Genomic DNA, 14,654 nt, shown 5'->3' with positions numbered 1-14,654 from the left:
CCGGTGAACAATGCGGTCAGATACGCTGCGCTGATTTCCATCTAATTTCTTCCTCGTCTGTTTTCGCTGAACGTCATCTTCACGCGGATGCGGTTGCCTGGTGCCAGAAATCCACCCAGACCTGCCCGCTTTGATCGATCGCGACTACGGTTCCTGCCGCCGCGTATTGCTGGACGCTTGCGCCGCTCGCGCGATCGGTGGCCGTGACGTTGTTGTCGTCGAGTGCGAAGCACACCAGCCCGATTTGCGCGACCCCGACCGATCCGTCGGTCGCGTAGAGGAACACTCCCTTGCGCGCGGTGATCGAAATCGCGCCGGCGACGCCGGGATTGTTGATCGCGTTCTGTCCAGGAATTCCGTTCTTGACGTATTCGGCGCGGCCCACGACCTTGAGCGCATTCGCGACGGTCGTCGTCGCCGAAGGCGGGACCGCGTTGCCGGCCGCGTTCAGCGCGACCATTCCGCCGAGGTAAACGTTGGTGTTCGCCTCGACCGGGTACACGCGCATCCTGCCGCCATCGGCCATCTCGGGCGTATTTCGTGCAGTGGTTAGAGCCGCCATCTTTTCACCTATTTCAGTATTAAGAGCGCGAGTTAGTCCTGGTTGTTTCGAAGGTCCGCGTTGCGGGCTGCTGCGTTTCGGAGCTCGGCGTCGCTCCGTTCGAGGCTCAGGAAATCCGCCCGGCCGCGCTTGCGATGGATAAATTCCGAATGCTTGAGGCCCAGCTGCGCGCAGATTGCTAGTTCTGCCTGGTTGAGGCCGCCGCCTGCACGCCGGTCCGCGGGAGGCTCTCCGCCGAGGCCGAGGTTTTCGCCGACGATCGACGGCTGCTTGGCGGCGAACGCCTGGAAGCCGCGTGCATCGGCGGCGCAGTACGCGATCGCCCATTCGCGCTGGGCCGGGACGATCTTGCCCGCGCGAATCGCGTCCTCGACCGTATGCGCGGCGCGTTCGCGCGCGCGCTCAGCCTTGAGCGCGTTGAGCTCGGTGAGTGCCCGCTCGAACTCGGCCATCGCGACGTAATGCGCGGGGTCGTGTGCATGCGTGCTAGTCGACTGTGACGACGCCGCATCGCCGGCCGCGCGCAGTTCGCGCACTTTTGCGACGACGTCCGCAACCGTTGCGTTGCCCTCGAGGCTCAGCAGCTCGCGCAATTCCTGGGTTGGAAATTCCATGGGTTGGTCCTTGGTTTCGTTGTCGGCCGCCGCAGTGCGCGACGCCGCAATCGCGGTCAAATGGAGGTTTGGATTGTTGGTGAGCCCGGCTCGGAGCAGCCGCGTCACCGTTCCGTCTTTCGGATCGAACTGAAACACGGGCGAGACGTATCGGTACTCGCGCGCGACAATCGAACTTGCGGCCCGCGTGGTCCACTCAACCCGTCCCCACACGGCTCCCCTGCGCACTTCCAGCTCCCGAATCCATCCTGCCGCCGGAGCGGGCCGTCCCTCGGGAGCGCCGAAATCGGTGGCATGGTCGTAGTCAATCGGCAGGCCGGCATTCATCTGCATCGCGGTGGTGGACGCGATCACGGCGGTCGGATCGTCGAGGCGAAACGGCCCGCGACCGTCTCGCCCGTAAAAGACTCCCGCCGGGAGCAGCTCGATCCATTCGGGCGCAGAGGCCGCGCCTTCGCCCATTGCTGGTGCGGAGGCGGGCGCACCGGCGGTATCGATCACGAACGAAGGAATCAGTTTGCCCGCCTGCGTCTCGTTTTCACCGCCGGTGCGTGTCGTGAGGTGTTGCATCGAGGCGCATTGTGCTCCGAGTTCAGAGGTTGCGTAAGGATGAACAGTTCATCCCTGAACTTTTGTGGCCTAGTAGGTAGGGTGGTGAACACAAAGAGTTAACGGCGTAACGCGTCGCGTACGATATTCCGGTCCCCCCTTTCCAACATGGAAAGGGGGCTAGGGGGATAGGACGCGACGATTCCCTAATTTCTGGTTCCCTTTCCCGCTCGGGAAGGGGTTAGGGGTTAGGTTCCGCGCACCGGAGGCTCGCGTTCTTGTGCTTGGGGCTGGTACAAATCTGCGCACGATGAAAGCTGGAACTAGTGTGATCGAAGTAGTTACGCTGCGGGTTGAGCGCGAGGCCGTCATTCTCGAGTCGATCGATTGGCGGGTTCAACGCGGCGAGCATTGGGCAATTCTTGGCGCCAACGGCTCCGGCAAGACTTCGCTGTTGCGCGCGCTCACCGGATATCTGCCGCCGACTGCCGGCGAGATTCGCGTGCTCGGCGAGACCTATGGACGCTTTGATTGGCGCGATCTGAGAACCCGGATCGGACTGGTCAGTTCCAGCGTTCATCAGATGATGGAAGACGGCGAGACGGCTCTCAAAGCGGTCGTGAGCGGTCGTTATGCGCAAATTGGATACTGGGGCGAGATGCGCGCGGAGGACCGGCGCGCCGCCGTCGCGATTCTGCGCCGGATCGAGGCGTACGATCTGCGCGATCGCCCGTGGCGGTTTCTGTCGCAGGGCGAGCGCCAGCGCGTGCTGATCGGCCGCGCACTGATGGCGTCGCCGAAACTGCTAATCCTCGACGAGCCGTGCGCCGGACTCGACCCTGTGGCGCGCGAGCACTTCCTGCAATTCATTCAGCGCATCGCCCGAGTTCGCGGCGCGCCCACGACGGTGCTGGTAACGCATCACGTCGAGGAGATCGTCCCGATTTTTTCGCATGTGCTGGTGCTCAAATCGGGCCGCGTGCTCGCCGCGGGACCGCGTGCTCGAGTACTCACTTCCGCAACCTTGTCCGACGCTTTCGCGGCGCCGGTGCATCTCACTCGCGCGCGCGGCAGATTCGCGCTGTCCGTGCGCGCCGATCGTGGGATTGTGATTTGAGGTTGGTCAGACGAGTGGGTGGCCGTCCTGCTAGTGGGGCGGGCCGGCGTGCCCGCCATCCTCGCGCCCTATAAAAGACCCTCACCCTTTGAAAGGGGAAGCGGCAGCAGCTTATTTCGCCTTGCCTTTGATCTTCACCTTGACCCCGTTCTTTTTAGTGGGATCGTCACTGGTGATCGTGATCGTGCTGCTCGTCGATCCCTTCTTGGTCGGCGAGTACACGATGGTTACGTCGTCTTGTGCTCCGGAGTTGAGCTCGAACGATCCTCCGCCCGTCTCGGTGAACGGCGGGTCTTTGGGCGCGGGCACTGTGACGTTGAGCGGGCCTGAGCCGACGTTCGTAATCGTGACGGTCCCGCTCACCATCGCGGACGGAGCCGCTTTCAGGTTTAACGTCTTCGGGCTCACCTCGATCCGCCCGCCGCCCGGCGTCGGAGTCGCGGTTGGTGTTGCAGTCGCGGTGGGTGTGACGCCGGTCGAGGTCGCGGTCGCCGTCGGCGATATGCTGGGCGTTGGCGTGGCCGAGATGCTCGCGGTCGGGGTCGCTGTAATCGAAGCAGCCGGAAGCGCGATGCCATAGGGCATATCGATCCCGCTATCCTTGCCGGCGATGGTCGCGGTCGGCGCGATATTGCCGTCGGTGCCGGCCGCATAAACGGTGACGCTGTCGCTGTTCAGATTGGCGACGTAGATGTTCGCGTCGGCATCCAGCGCAATTCCCGTCGGACTATCAAGCGCGGTCATGTGGCCGGCGATGGTGGCGGTTGGCGCGACGTTGCCGTTGCTGCCGGCGGGATACATCGTGACGCTGCCGAGCCCGTTCTCCCCGCCAATCTCGTTCGCCACGTAGATATTGCCGCCGGAATCCAGCGCGATGCCGAACGGAAAGGCGAGGTCCGTTTGGCCGCCTGTGATAGTGGCAGTGGGCCTGACATTGCCGCTGCTGCCTGCCGCAAAGATCTCGACGCTGCGCGCGTTCGATCCGTTGCAATCCACGCCGCAATTGGTCACGTAGATGTTGCGGCTCGAATCGAGCGCGATGCCGGTGGGAAAATCGAACCCGGTCTTGCCGCCCGTGATTTTCGTGATTGGTGTGACGTTGCCGTTGGAGCCAAAGGGATAGACGGTAACGCTGCCAAGGCCGGACTCCCCTCCAAAATCGTTCGCAACGTAGATGTTCCCGCTGGAGTCCAGTGCGACGCCGATGGGCTCATCGAGGCCGGTGTCGTCGCCCTTGATAACGGCAGCGGGGTCGACATCGAAGGTACCGCCGCCGTCCGGGATATAGAAGTCATAACGATTGACGCTGGCAGGACCCGTGCCACCGCAAACCTTGCCGCAGATGGTGGTATAGAATCTCGTCAAACCGGCGATCCCGGTCGGAGCGATCGCGATGGCGACGGGCGCCTCGAAGCCGGTGTTCTGACCCGAGACGGTCGTGACGGTGGAAGGGTCGGTGCCGTCGCTGCCGGGCGCGTAGATGGTCACCGAGTTCCCGCCCAGGTCGACGACAAACGTTTGAGAGGTTTCGGCGGCCGTCAGCGCGTGCGATGAAGACATCCTGAACGCGGCCATAATCGCCAACGCGACCCCCACCGCGATCACAGTCGCACCAATCCGCGCCTTCCCCCTTGATTCTTTCATACGAATGTTCCCCCAAACCGCCTGTCAGAATGGCTGCTCATCGCGTCGGTGTCAAAGATGCCGCGAATGTAAAGCGGCGAGCCCGAGGGCTCGCCGCTTCTTCTACGCGAGTTGCTGTTTGCTATACGCCGCCCAACTACTTACCGGTGCCTGAGAGCGGTACCATCTGCGGCGCTCCAGACGCATTGTCGTTGACGATTAACGCGCCGGTCTGCAAGGTGTCGTCGCTGGGTTTGAAGGTGACCTCAACCTTGCAGCTGCTACCGGGCTTCAAGGTTTTAGCGCATTGCTTCGCGACTGCGAATGGTGCGCCAGTGGTAGTCTCGCTGGTGACCACTACATCAATTCCCGAATGCTTCGAGTCGGTATTCTTGATCGTCACCTCCTTCTTACTCGTCTTACCTATCTTGGTCTTATCCCCAAAGCTCACCGGGTTCGGCTTGAACGACAGCATCCCCAAAGGTGTCGGGGTTGACGTCGGAGTAGGACTGGCGGTGGCGGTCGCGGTTGCCGTCGCCGTCTTGGTCGCTGTCGCGGTGGCAGTCGGAGTGCCCTTGGTCGAAGTCGCAGTTGCGGTTGCCGTTGCCGTCTTGGTCGCTGTCGCGGTCGCCGTCGCAGTGCCCTTGGTCGAAGTCGCCGTTGCGGTTGCCGTGGCCGTCTTGGTTGCGGTCGCAGTCGCAGTAGGCGTGCCTCCGGTCGAAGTCGCAGTTGCCGTGGCCGTCTTGGTTGCGGTCGCGGTCGGCGTCGCAGTCGCGCCGGTCGCAGTCGCGGTCGGCGTCGGCTTGGTGAACGGCGTCGGACACGTATTGCCCGCTGGATTTATCTCCGTCAGGAACGCCGCGGTGCTCTGTTCCGAATCTGTAGTGTTGAAGTCGTTGTTGAAGAGCTGGTATCCGTTCGAGGTAACCGGGAAGTCAGTCGAATAGGTGCTGCCGACGACGTAGATGTCGTTCCCCGCCGAATTGAACGCGAGCCCCAATCCGATGTCCGCCATTCCTGATCCGCCGAGCAGGGTCGAGAACACCAGCTGACTCGCGGCCGCCAGCGACGGATTCAATTCGGACACGAACGCCGTAACCGGCACGTTGAAGCCCTCGAGCGAGATACCGCTGCTGTTGTTCGCGGCCTGGCATTTATTGGAGCTGACTGGAAAGGTGCTCACGTATCCGGTTTCCAACGCCGAGGCCGACGTCGTCAGACCCGTCACGTAAACTTTTCCACCGCTCTCCGCCATCGCGCCGATTGCGTCGCCAGTTCCGAAGGCACCAAGAATCGGGATCGTGATGCTAAATCCCGTTCCGCCAAAGTAGGTCGAATAGTCGATCTGGCTAAGTCCTGAGGTGCTGCTCGGCGTCAGCTCGCTGATAAATCCTGTCGTCGCCGGAGGTCCCGCCATCGTTTCCGCATCGTTGGTGGACTCGTATGGAGTTGCGCTGACAGGAAAGTTCGTCGACGCTGTCAGTCCTGCAACCCACACGTTCGACCCGTCAAGCACAATCGCGGTGCCCACGTCGCCAACCGAGACCAGTGCGTCTCCATTCCCCGAACCGCCCAGATAGCTGCCGTAGGTCAGCGCGCCGCTAGTCGTGTTGAACATCGCGACGTAGGCCATGCTCGTGGTGGTACCGCCGAGGAAGCCGGACTGTGCCGGATGGGCTGACAGCGGTATGTTGCTCGAGAACGCCGCACCGGTGATCGCAACGTCGGTGGCGGATTCGACCGATATTCCCAGGCCGACGTCGCCCTCCGAACCATTGCCGGTCCCGCCGTAATAGCTCGAATACAAGGGCAGTGCCCCTACGCCGTCACCACCCACCACCATAATGAACGCGTTGCTCAGTCCACCCTCACCGGTCGCGAGTTGGGACTGCGCAGCGGCCGGACTGGTAGTTACAACAAACCCGTCGAAGCCGCTGGCCACTGCGCCGCTGGTGCTCTGGGTCGATCCGACAATGTACGCGGCGCAATCCGACGCGCATCCCGGAACCAGCGCGACACGCGCCGCTGTGGCATTATGAGCGCCCGGGATGTAGCACGAATATTCGAGGCTGTCGCCGCCGGCCAGCAGTTCGGTCACGAAGCCCTGGTTGGTCGACGAGTTCGATCCGATATTAGCCTGCCCCCACGCTCCGCAGCTTGAGGTGCCCGGAAAAAGATCCTTGGGCGAATCGCCGTTCTGACCCGAGTAGGTCTGTCCCACCACATAAGCATCTCCGGAACCGTCGACTGCGATGCCGAATCCCAGGTCGCCGTCTCCGGCGCCGACAGCGCCAGTCTTGGTATTACCGTTAGCGCCGATGTAGGTCGCGTAAATCAGCGACGCTCCACCGCTGTTGCTGGTATCGAACTTTGCGACGAAGACGTTTGGATTCTGCGACGGAGGCGAATTGGCTCCCTTAAGCGTCGACTGGAAAAAACCGGCGGCCGGGAGATTGTTCGAGTAGGCAGTCCCGGTGATGTACGCGTTCGCCGAAGGATCGAGCGCGACGTCGACCCCAGTCTCGGAGTCGATCAGGGTCGCGTCGCCCAGGAATGATGCAAACTGCTCGAGGTTCAGCGGCCCGATGCTCGAACCGTTGCCGCCGAAATAGGTCGAATACGGAATCGTATTGACGGCCGGATCGATAAACAGCGTCTTGTTGTGATCGTAACTGGCAATCTGGAATCCAACCTGCCGGGTCGGGACTCCCTCTACTACCGTGCCCTCTTTCGTCAGCGTGAAACTGCCCGCCACCGGCGTGCGGCTGCCATCGGCATTCTGCTGATAGTTCTGCGGCTTGTCGATCCTGATAACTCCGGAAGCAGTCTCGATCACGAGGTCGCCGGCCGCGGTCTGCGCGGTTTTGGCCGGGCCTTCGATCGCAAATTTGATTTTCGAGATGTCAGCGCCGGGCGCCGCAATCAGATCGTATTCAAGGTTCGACGGCGTGCCGTAGTAGACCAGGTCGACGCCCGGGTACACGTCATGAAATCGCACGCGGCCGAAGGTCGGGACGTCGCGATGCCAATCCTTCTTTTCGTCGCCGATCAGATAGTTCACGCGCCCCGGCAGCGGCTCGACTCCCTCCACTTGCGGATGCGGATTCGCGCCGACCAGCCGTACTCGCACGGCGGATTCGGTCAGGTTCGTGTCGCCCCCGGCCTTGTAAGGAAATCCCGCCGGCATCGGACCCTTGTGAAATTCGCCACCGATCAACGAAAACACTGCCGCGTCGTCGGTCAGAAACAACGAATACCGTCCGCTGCGCGCAAGATAGCGCACGCTCGGATCGACCTGCCCGCGATTCGCTTCGAAGTAAAGCGGAAGCCCGGCTATCTTGTTCAGCGCCTGCTTGCGAAGCTCCTCTGGGTTTTGCATCCCCGCCGAGGCCGGGATCACCTGACCAGCCACCTGGGAATTTGACGACCCGGTTATGGACGCTCCGATTCGCGATCCAAAGCTCAGGACCACGAAGGCCGCTAGCGCGACTGCCCCTAACGATAGCGCTGCGAGTGTAAATCGCACGCGCGACGATATACCGGAATGGTGAACAGACATATGTTCCTCCCTAAAAATGGAACCCCCCACCCTGAGGAGTGCTAAAACTTTCGACCCACGGTAAGCCTTACTGCGGGCACAAAGTTGTAAGGTGAGGGCTTAGTACCACTGCGGCAATCTAAAGACAAGAAAAATTTGTAAAGCGGCCTAAAACCGCGCCATCAGCAGCCAAAAAAACAAAAGCGACTTGCCGTTTTCGACCTTTTGAATACTGGGTGCAGAGCCTGCCCTGGAGCGAAGCCGAAGGAGGTTACCCCTGCCGAGGAAGTTTGAAACCCACTGCGGGTTTCACATCAAATCAATCACTTACCCACGCCGCTGACCTTCACCGTGACCGTGCGATGCTTCGGGTCGCTGCTTTGTATCTCGAGAACGCTGTGCACGCTCCCCTTCGCGGTCGGTGCGAAATCGATCGTCACCGCCATCGAGCCATGCGGACTCACAAGGAATTCTCCGCCGGCCACGACGAACGGCGCGCCCTGGGTCGGCACCGCGGCGTCCATCGTCACGGTGCCGGCGTTGCTGATTTTCAGCGTATGCGACTTCGAATGGCTCCCGACCGCAACGCTGCCGAAGTTTATCGACTTCGGCTTCAGCTTGAGTTTGCCGCCCGCTTGCGGCGTCTGCGTTGGCGACGCGGTCGGCGTCGCGGTGGCCGTCGACGACGCAGTCGCCGTCGCAGTCGCGATCGCGGTCATCGTCGCGGTCGCGGTCGGCGTCGCAGTGATGGTCGCGGTTGCGGTCGCCGTCGCGCTCGGCGTCGGCGTCGCGAGGATCCCGTCATAGACCATCGCTCGATTGTTTTGCGTGTCCGCCACGAACAGATCGACATTCGCATCCACCGCGACCGCCGCCGGCGCGCACAGGCTGTCCGCGCCAAGTCCGAACAAATCGCTAATCATGATTCCGTTGTCGCATCCCCAGGTACCAAAACTGTCGACCTCGCCCTGCCCTAGCACGATCGCCGCCGCAGTATCAGAACTGAACGGCGCCACGTATTCGAGCACGCGATCGTTGTTCGCATCCGCCACCCACAAATTGCCGATCACGTCGAGCATCAATCCCGCCGGCGCGCATAGCTTCGACGCGCCCGGCAAGGAAGTTCCGCGATTGCATTTCGACTGCGTGAAGTCTCCCCCCTGGCCGAACACCCGCGTCGCATTCTGCGTACCCGCGAGCGGCGCGTCGATTTCGATCACGCGATTGTTGCCCGAGTCAGCGACAAACATATTCCCCGACGCGTCGATCGCGACTCCGCCCGGCATGCACATCGCGTGATCGCTCGGCGAAGGATCGCCCGCCAAGCCGTCGGCGCATTGCGTCTCGGTGAAATCGGTAACCCCGCCCTGCCCGTACGACCGACTTGCGATCGCGTCAGACGCACCCGGCGGATTGCCCGCCTTGGTGAACTCGAGCACGCGGTTGTTCCCCGCGTCCGCTATATAGATGTTGTCCGCACCGTCGATTGCCGCCGCCGACGGATTGCACAAGGTCGTCGCATTCGCGCCGCTCGGATTGCAACTGCGCGTGGTGAATGCGCCCCCTTGCCCGTAAACGAAATCCGCCGTCGCGTCGCCCGCGCCCGGCTCGCCGCTGGCCGGATTGAACGGCGTGTTGTACACCAGCACGCGATTGTTGCCCGAATCCGCAACGTACAGATTTCCTGCTCGATCGACCGCCATCCGCTCCGGACCGCACAGACTGTCCGCGCCGAGCCCGCCAACATCATCTGCCGCCACGCCGTTATTGCACTTGTACGAGAACAGATCCGGCTGCCCAAGTACGATATCGGCGGGCTGCGCGCTGAACGCCGTGAGGTCGCGCCAACCGAGCACCCGATTGTTCACGGTGTCGGCGACATACAGATGCCGATGCGGAGGCTGCGAGGTCGCGTCCACCGCGATTCCGCCGGGAGAATTCTCACCGATCGCATCGACCAGGTTCGGCCCATCATGCGCCCGATCGATCTGTCCGCCCGCGCCGTTGGCCACCTTGTTGCCCGGCGATCCGTACTCGTTGAACTCCAGCACCCGGTTGTTGGCCTGGTCGGCCACGTAGAGATTGTTGACCGCGTCTATCGCCAGCCCCATCGGAAATTGCAGCGACGCCGCGTTCGGATTCTGCGCTCCCGGCCCAATCTGAAGGTTGAGCAGGTCCGCTCTCATCAGCGGCACCGGCTGCGTGTACTCGTAGACCTGGTTGTTAGCCTCCGACGAGACGTAAAAGTTCTGGTTCGAATCGGCCGCGACTCCCGTCGGTTGCACCAGGCTATTGCCCTCGAACACCAGGTCCGGCGCGACATTGTTGGTCTGCTCGTAGCCAAACCGACCGTTATATTCGAGCGCACGATTGTTCCGCGTGTCCGCGACGTAGAGATTGTCGCCGACGTCGACCGCGATCCCGACTCCGAAAAACGAATTCATGCACAAAGTCAGCGGCGTCGCACTTCCCCCCTGATTGCATGCTCCACTGACCAGGTCCGGCTGCCCAATCGCAACGTCCGCGGTCGCGTCGCCGAAATTCCCCGGCGGCCCCTTCACCGCCGTCATTGGAAGAGGCGAGAAAAAAACCAGCGCCCGATTATTGTTCACGTCGGCCACGAACAGGTTCCCGCTCGCATCGATCGCGACCCCCTGCGGACTGTCCAGGCTGTCGGCGCTGAGCCCACCTTCATTGGCAGTATTGGTGACAAAGCTGCCCGCCTGCCCGAACACCACGATGGCCGCGAAATCGCTGGTCTGATCGTTGGCGCTCAGCAACGCGAACGGATCGTTAAACACCACCACGCGATTATTTTGCGCATCGCCGACGTACACCCGATGCGCCGCGTCAAACCCGACTCCGATCGGCCGGCATAAGGTCGTCGCATCCGGCGCCGAGGCGTTCTGATTGCATCCCGACGAATTGAAATCCGCTTGCCCGATCACCAGGTCCGCCGCGCCGCCCGACGCGAACGCGGTCGCGCTCTTCCACCCCATCACGCGGTTATTCTGCGAATCCGCCACCAGCACATGGCCGTTAGCTTTGTCGATCGCGACGCCGGCCGGCGCGTTCATTCCGATCGCATCGACAAAGTTCACCTGGTTCTTGACGAAATCGATCTGCCCGACCACGCGGTCCGCGCTCGAGGCCTCAACCCCGGCGCGCAGCAGGCGCACGGTCGCAATCAGCAGCTGGGCCGCGATTAGCGCCGCCAGCACGATCCCGCCAGTCCGCAATCCAGGGCGCACACGCCCTCCTTCGCGCACCCGGAGGTAGCGACTTCCGACTCGATGCAACTATATGGAGATAAAACGGAAGGCGTAGTCAGGTTGCGTGTTAACTAGTTGTCAAACACAGCATAGCCCGATGTGCACAATCCCCGAACCCACCCAAAGTGCCCCCAAGCACACATTCTCCAGAAATCCGTCAACAATCCAGTCCCGTCCCCACGATCCGTTCCCCCTTCCCACCATGGGAAGGGGGTTAGGGGGATAGGACGACAAGATACTCACCGCCTTTCCGTTCCCCCTTCCGCGATCGGAAGGGGTTATCGGTTAGGTCGCCACCTCCGCGTTCTGCCCGATCCGGTCCCCCCTTCCCACTATTGGGAAGGGGGCCAAGGGGATAGGACGACAAGATACCCACCGCTTATCTGGTCCCCCTTCCCACCATGGGAGGGGATTAGTCGGATGTCGACAGTCAAGCCGGAATCACGGCAGAATCTATCGCATGTTCGGAATCACGACCAGTGCAGCGATGATAAGGCATGCTTACAGATCCGTTCGCTCTTTTCAGGGATGCCGCGCGAACTTCGCGAGCGTGCGAGGTTAGTTGTGCTTCAGGCATGGATCGACGACAGCGGCAAAGAAGGGAAAGCTCAGAGTCCCGTTTACGTACTCGCGGGATTCTCCGCTCAAAAAGATATCTGGGAAGACTTCGCGGACGAATGGCAAGATGAACTCAGGCAGTCTCCTCGCTTGCGATACTTGAAGGCATCGGACGCATACAATCTTGAGGGGGAATTCGGCTACGACAAAGGCACCAACACCGTTTCGGAATGGGTTCGAGTGCACGGGCGGGGCAATACTAGTGCGCGCGATGCGCGGCTTTCGCGGTTTGTAAAAATAATCGCGAAACATCTCGCACCCGATCCGAGAGAATCGTATGGACTGACATGGATGCTGTCGCATCGGGAATACGAAGACATTATTCAGCGAATGAAATCGGTCAAAACGGCCACTGTGAAAGACCTTCAGGAGATCGAGCAACACATTCGCAACCCGTACTACCTGAGTTTTCAGAGAATTCTGAAAGACGAACTTCTCCTGCGAGCCGCTCAGAATATGTATCGTCGGACTAGCGAAAAGACGGAGATTCTTTTTGATGAAGGCATCGACAATCCGGTTAATCTGGAGAAGGCGTTCAGAGAATTTGTTGAAGTAGTGAGAATGGACAATCCGGACTGGGTGGATTTCCTTCAGAACAAAACGCCGGAGTATAGGGATGACAAGTGTAATCCGCCACTACAAGCAGCGGACCTTCTCGCATGGCACATCCGAAAGATGTGTCTCGAAATATCGCGCGGCGCGACTACGTACGATGATCCGATTTGGCTTGAGCTACACGAGAATAGCGGAATTAAATATTACGATTACCGCTATGAGGCAAAAGACTGGGATCGGATTCTCACCCGCGTCCGCGTGAATATCCTTCGGACTTTAGGTCTTTGGATTCCGCCGGAGCGGTGAAGAGCGGCGATTCTTCCGCATTACATTGTTCCGCTGACGTGTATGGGTGCGTAGAGTCTTGTCGGTATTTCTACCGAGTACGGTCTCTGCGAATCTCGAAATTCAAAGTGCCATTTCTGCTCAGCGTCTCGGAGTTTGCGCTCCGAGAAAAGCGCAGCGATGAAAGGTTATACTCTCAAACTCCACAGAAACAGCGTCACCCAGCCGCCTTTCAAGCGCACGCCACCCCCGACAAGCGAAGCTCCAGGATGAGGTTGAACGTACTTCACCCTCACCTACCGCTCGCGATGCACCCGGCCTTCCTTCGGCAAGGCTCAGGACAGCCTCTCTTCCGCAAAGGTCACCCTCACCCGCTCCTTCGGCGCGACCTCTCCCGCAACTAAGCGGGCGAGGCGGGTAAGAGGTCACGCGGAACGCCACATCCTGATTTGGGCGAGCTAAATTCCCAGCCCCCATCCTCCCCCAGAAACCAGACCCTGAGAGCGAAGGTTGTCCTCAACATTTTGGAAGGCAGCCGGCACGGCGGCGCGCGCCACTGCAACGCGCCCCCAGGCACTTTCGGGGATTTAGTGGCGCGGGCGGCCCTGCCCGCGGCTCCGAAGAAAACACGAACCTGAGAGCGAAACGTCGTCCTCGACATTTCGCGCTTGGCATTCCTCCTCACTAAGGTGCAGAGCCTGTCCTGAGCGAAGCCGAAGGAGCTTAGCCCTGCCGAAGGAAGCAGTGAAAAATGAAACCCACCGCGGGTTTCACTGCAATTAAGTTCCTCCCCTCATGGTTTTGTAACCTCCCCTCTTCACCTGCTAATCTTCTCCCCGAAATTTGCCCAAACCATCGCACCGGACCGGAAAAAGGAGACCGTGACCATGACCATCAAAGAGCGCTTCGGGTTTGTGACCCTGACTCTCGCCGCCGCCTTCGTCGGAGGCGCCGTCTCCGGCCATATTTTCGCCGCTCGCACCGTCGACGCCGCCAACGCCCCCAGGATGATCACCGCGCAGAGGTTCATGCTCGTCGACAGCCGCGGCAAGACCCGCGGCGAGTTCAACGTCACCCGCAGAGGCGTCGCGCAAATCGCGGTCTTCGACGGCACCGGCACCTTGCGCGCCGGACTCGGCGTCGGCTCCGACGGCGCACCCGCACTCGGCATCTACGGTCATGACGGCAAGCCGCGCGCCGAAGTCGGCCTCACCAACAGCGTCGCCCGCGTGGTTCTCTTCGACGCCGACGCGAAGCCGCAGGCCACCCTCGGCGTCGCACCAGACGGCCAGTCCGGCCTCGGCCTGATGGACAAGAACGGCAATCCGCGCGCCTCGATCATCGTCGAGGCCGACGGCACTCCTACCCTGCGCCTCGCCGACGAACATCGCGGACGCATCGGGATGGATATGACGCCCGACGGACGCCCCGGCCTCGCACTCCTTGGCAACGACGGCAAGACCCGCGCCGCGCTCACGCTCAACACCGATGGTGCGGGCGCGTTGACCTTGTTCGACGCCAGCGGAAACCCGGTCAGCTCCGTCCCCTGATTCGCTCTTCACGGGGCGGCCCGAAACGGCCGCCCTTTTTTTCGCCGCAATCGATCGCGTAAGAAACTGAAATTTGAAAAGGAACTAATGCCGACGCGCCCGATCACTTCTATCCTCTTCTGTGCTTTGATTGCCGCGATTTCAGCCGCGCTCGCCGGATGCGGTTCGATACAACCGCCGCCGCCGACCCCCGAGCAGCAAGCCGAGCAGCTCGAGCCGATGCTCGCCGCGGCCGGCTTCCGGATGCTCCCCGCCGACACTCCCGAGCGGCAGCAGCAACTCGAGTCGCTGCTTCCGCTCCAGGTGCTGTACTACGTCGGCAAGACCGGCACCCTGCACTACTACATGGCCGATCCGAGCTACTGTAAGTG

The 14,654-nt window shown here is 61.3% G+C and carries 8 protein-coding genes and 1 pseudogene; 4 read left to right on the top strand and 5 right to left on the bottom strand.

What is annotated here, in order from left to right:
• Positions 1-79: 79 nt before the first annotated feature.
• Both WB650_RS21990 and WB650_RS21985 read right to left on the bottom strand, forming a co-directional pair.
• Entirely contained in the window at positions 80-562 is a 483-nt protein-coding gene (locus tag WB650_RS21990) for a hypothetical protein (protein WP_422306023.1), read from the bottom strand.
• Positions 563-594: 32 nt separating this feature from the next.
• A complete protein-coding gene (locus tag WB650_RS21985; protein WP_423962058.1) occupies positions 595-1,746 on the bottom strand; it encodes a phage protease in 1,152 nt (383 codons plus the stop codon).
• 289 nt (positions 1,747-2,035) lie between these two features.
• On the opposite strand from WB650_RS21985, the gene WB650_RS21980 reads away from it, so the two are divergent.
• Positions 2,036-2,842: an ABC transporter ATP-binding protein gene (locus WB650_RS21980; RefSeq protein WP_422303770.1), complete on the top strand. Its 807-nt coding sequence runs from the start codon at positions 2,036-2,038 to the stop codon at positions 2,840-2,842.
• 111 nt (positions 2,843-2,953) lie between these two features.
• On the opposite strand, the gene WB650_RS21975 is transcribed toward WB650_RS21980, so the two are convergent.
• The 3 genes from WB650_RS21975 to WB650_RS21965 all read right to left on the bottom strand — a co-directional run bounded on the left by WB650_RS21975 (position 2,954) and on the right by WB650_RS21965 (position 11,254).
• Positions 2,954-4,486, bottom strand: coding sequence for a hypothetical protein (locus tag WB650_RS21975; RefSeq protein WP_423962056.1), 1,533 nt, complete (start codon positions 4,484-4,486; stop codon positions 2,954-2,956).
• A gap of 136 nt (positions 4,487-4,622) precedes the next feature.
• Positions 4,623-7,877 (bottom strand): choice-of-anchor D domain-containing protein, encoded by a 3,255-nt coding sequence (locus WB650_RS21970; RefSeq protein WP_423962054.1) that lies wholly within the window; start codon positions 7,875-7,877, stop codon positions 4,623-4,625.
• A 449-nt stretch (positions 7,878-8,326) separates the two neighbouring features.
• Entirely contained in the window at positions 8,327-11,254 is a 2,928-nt protein-coding gene (locus tag WB650_RS21965; RefSeq protein WP_423962052.1) for a choice-of-anchor D domain-containing protein, read from the bottom strand.
• Positions 11,255-11,695: 441 nt separating this feature from the next.
• Between WB650_RS21965 and WB650_RS21960 the strand changes: the two genes are divergently transcribed.
• From WB650_RS21960 to WB650_RS21950, 3 genes and pseudogenes are all read left to right on the top strand, one after another.
• Positions 11,696-12,754, top strand: coding sequence for a DUF3800 domain-containing protein (locus WB650_RS21960; protein ID WP_423962050.1), 1,059 nt, complete (start codon positions 11,696-11,698; stop codon positions 12,752-12,754).
• An 866-nt stretch (positions 12,755-13,620) separates the two neighbouring features.
• A complete protein-coding gene (locus WB650_RS21955) occupies positions 13,621-14,283 on the top strand; it encodes a hypothetical protein (protein ID WP_423962049.1) in 663 nt (220 codons plus the stop codon).
• A gap of 87 nt (positions 14,284-14,370) precedes the next feature.
• Positions 14,371-14,654, top strand: a pseudogene (locus WB650_RS21950) (hypothetical protein); the annotation flags it as partial.

Origin of the sequence: Binatus sp. (SeqCode) (genome assembly GCF_049584895.1) — a bacterium.
GTDB lineage: Bacteria > Desulfobacterota > Binatia > Binatales > Binataceae > Binatus.
This window is presented reverse-complemented; position numbering and strand designations above follow the sequence as displayed.

What these genes read in the sequence shown, in the direction of transcription:
- WB650_RS21955 (WP_423962049.1), top strand. Translation starts at nt 13,621, where the DNA reads ATGACCATCAAAGAGCGCTTCGGGTTTGTGACCCTGACTCTCGCCGCC.
- WB650_RS21985 (WP_423962058.1), bottom strand. Translation starts at nt 1,746, where the DNA reads ATGCAACACCTCACGACACGCACCGGCGGTGAAAACGAGACGCAGGCG.
- WB650_RS21960 (WP_423962050.1), top strand. Translation starts at nt 11,696, where the DNA reads ATGTCGACAGTCAAGCCGGAATCACGGCAGAATCTATCGCATGTTCGG.
- WB650_RS21990 (WP_422306023.1), bottom strand. Translation starts at nt 562, where the DNA reads ATGGCGGCTCTAACCACTGCACGAAATACGCCCGAGATGGCCGATGGC.
- WB650_RS21980 (WP_422303770.1), top strand. Translation starts at nt 2,036, where the DNA reads ATGAAAGCTGGAACTAGTGTGATCGAAGTAGTTACGCTGCGGGTTGAG.
- WB650_RS21975 (WP_423962056.1), bottom strand. Translation starts at nt 4,486, where the DNA reads ATGAAAGAATCAAGGGGGAAGGCGCGGATTGGTGCGACTGTGATCGCG.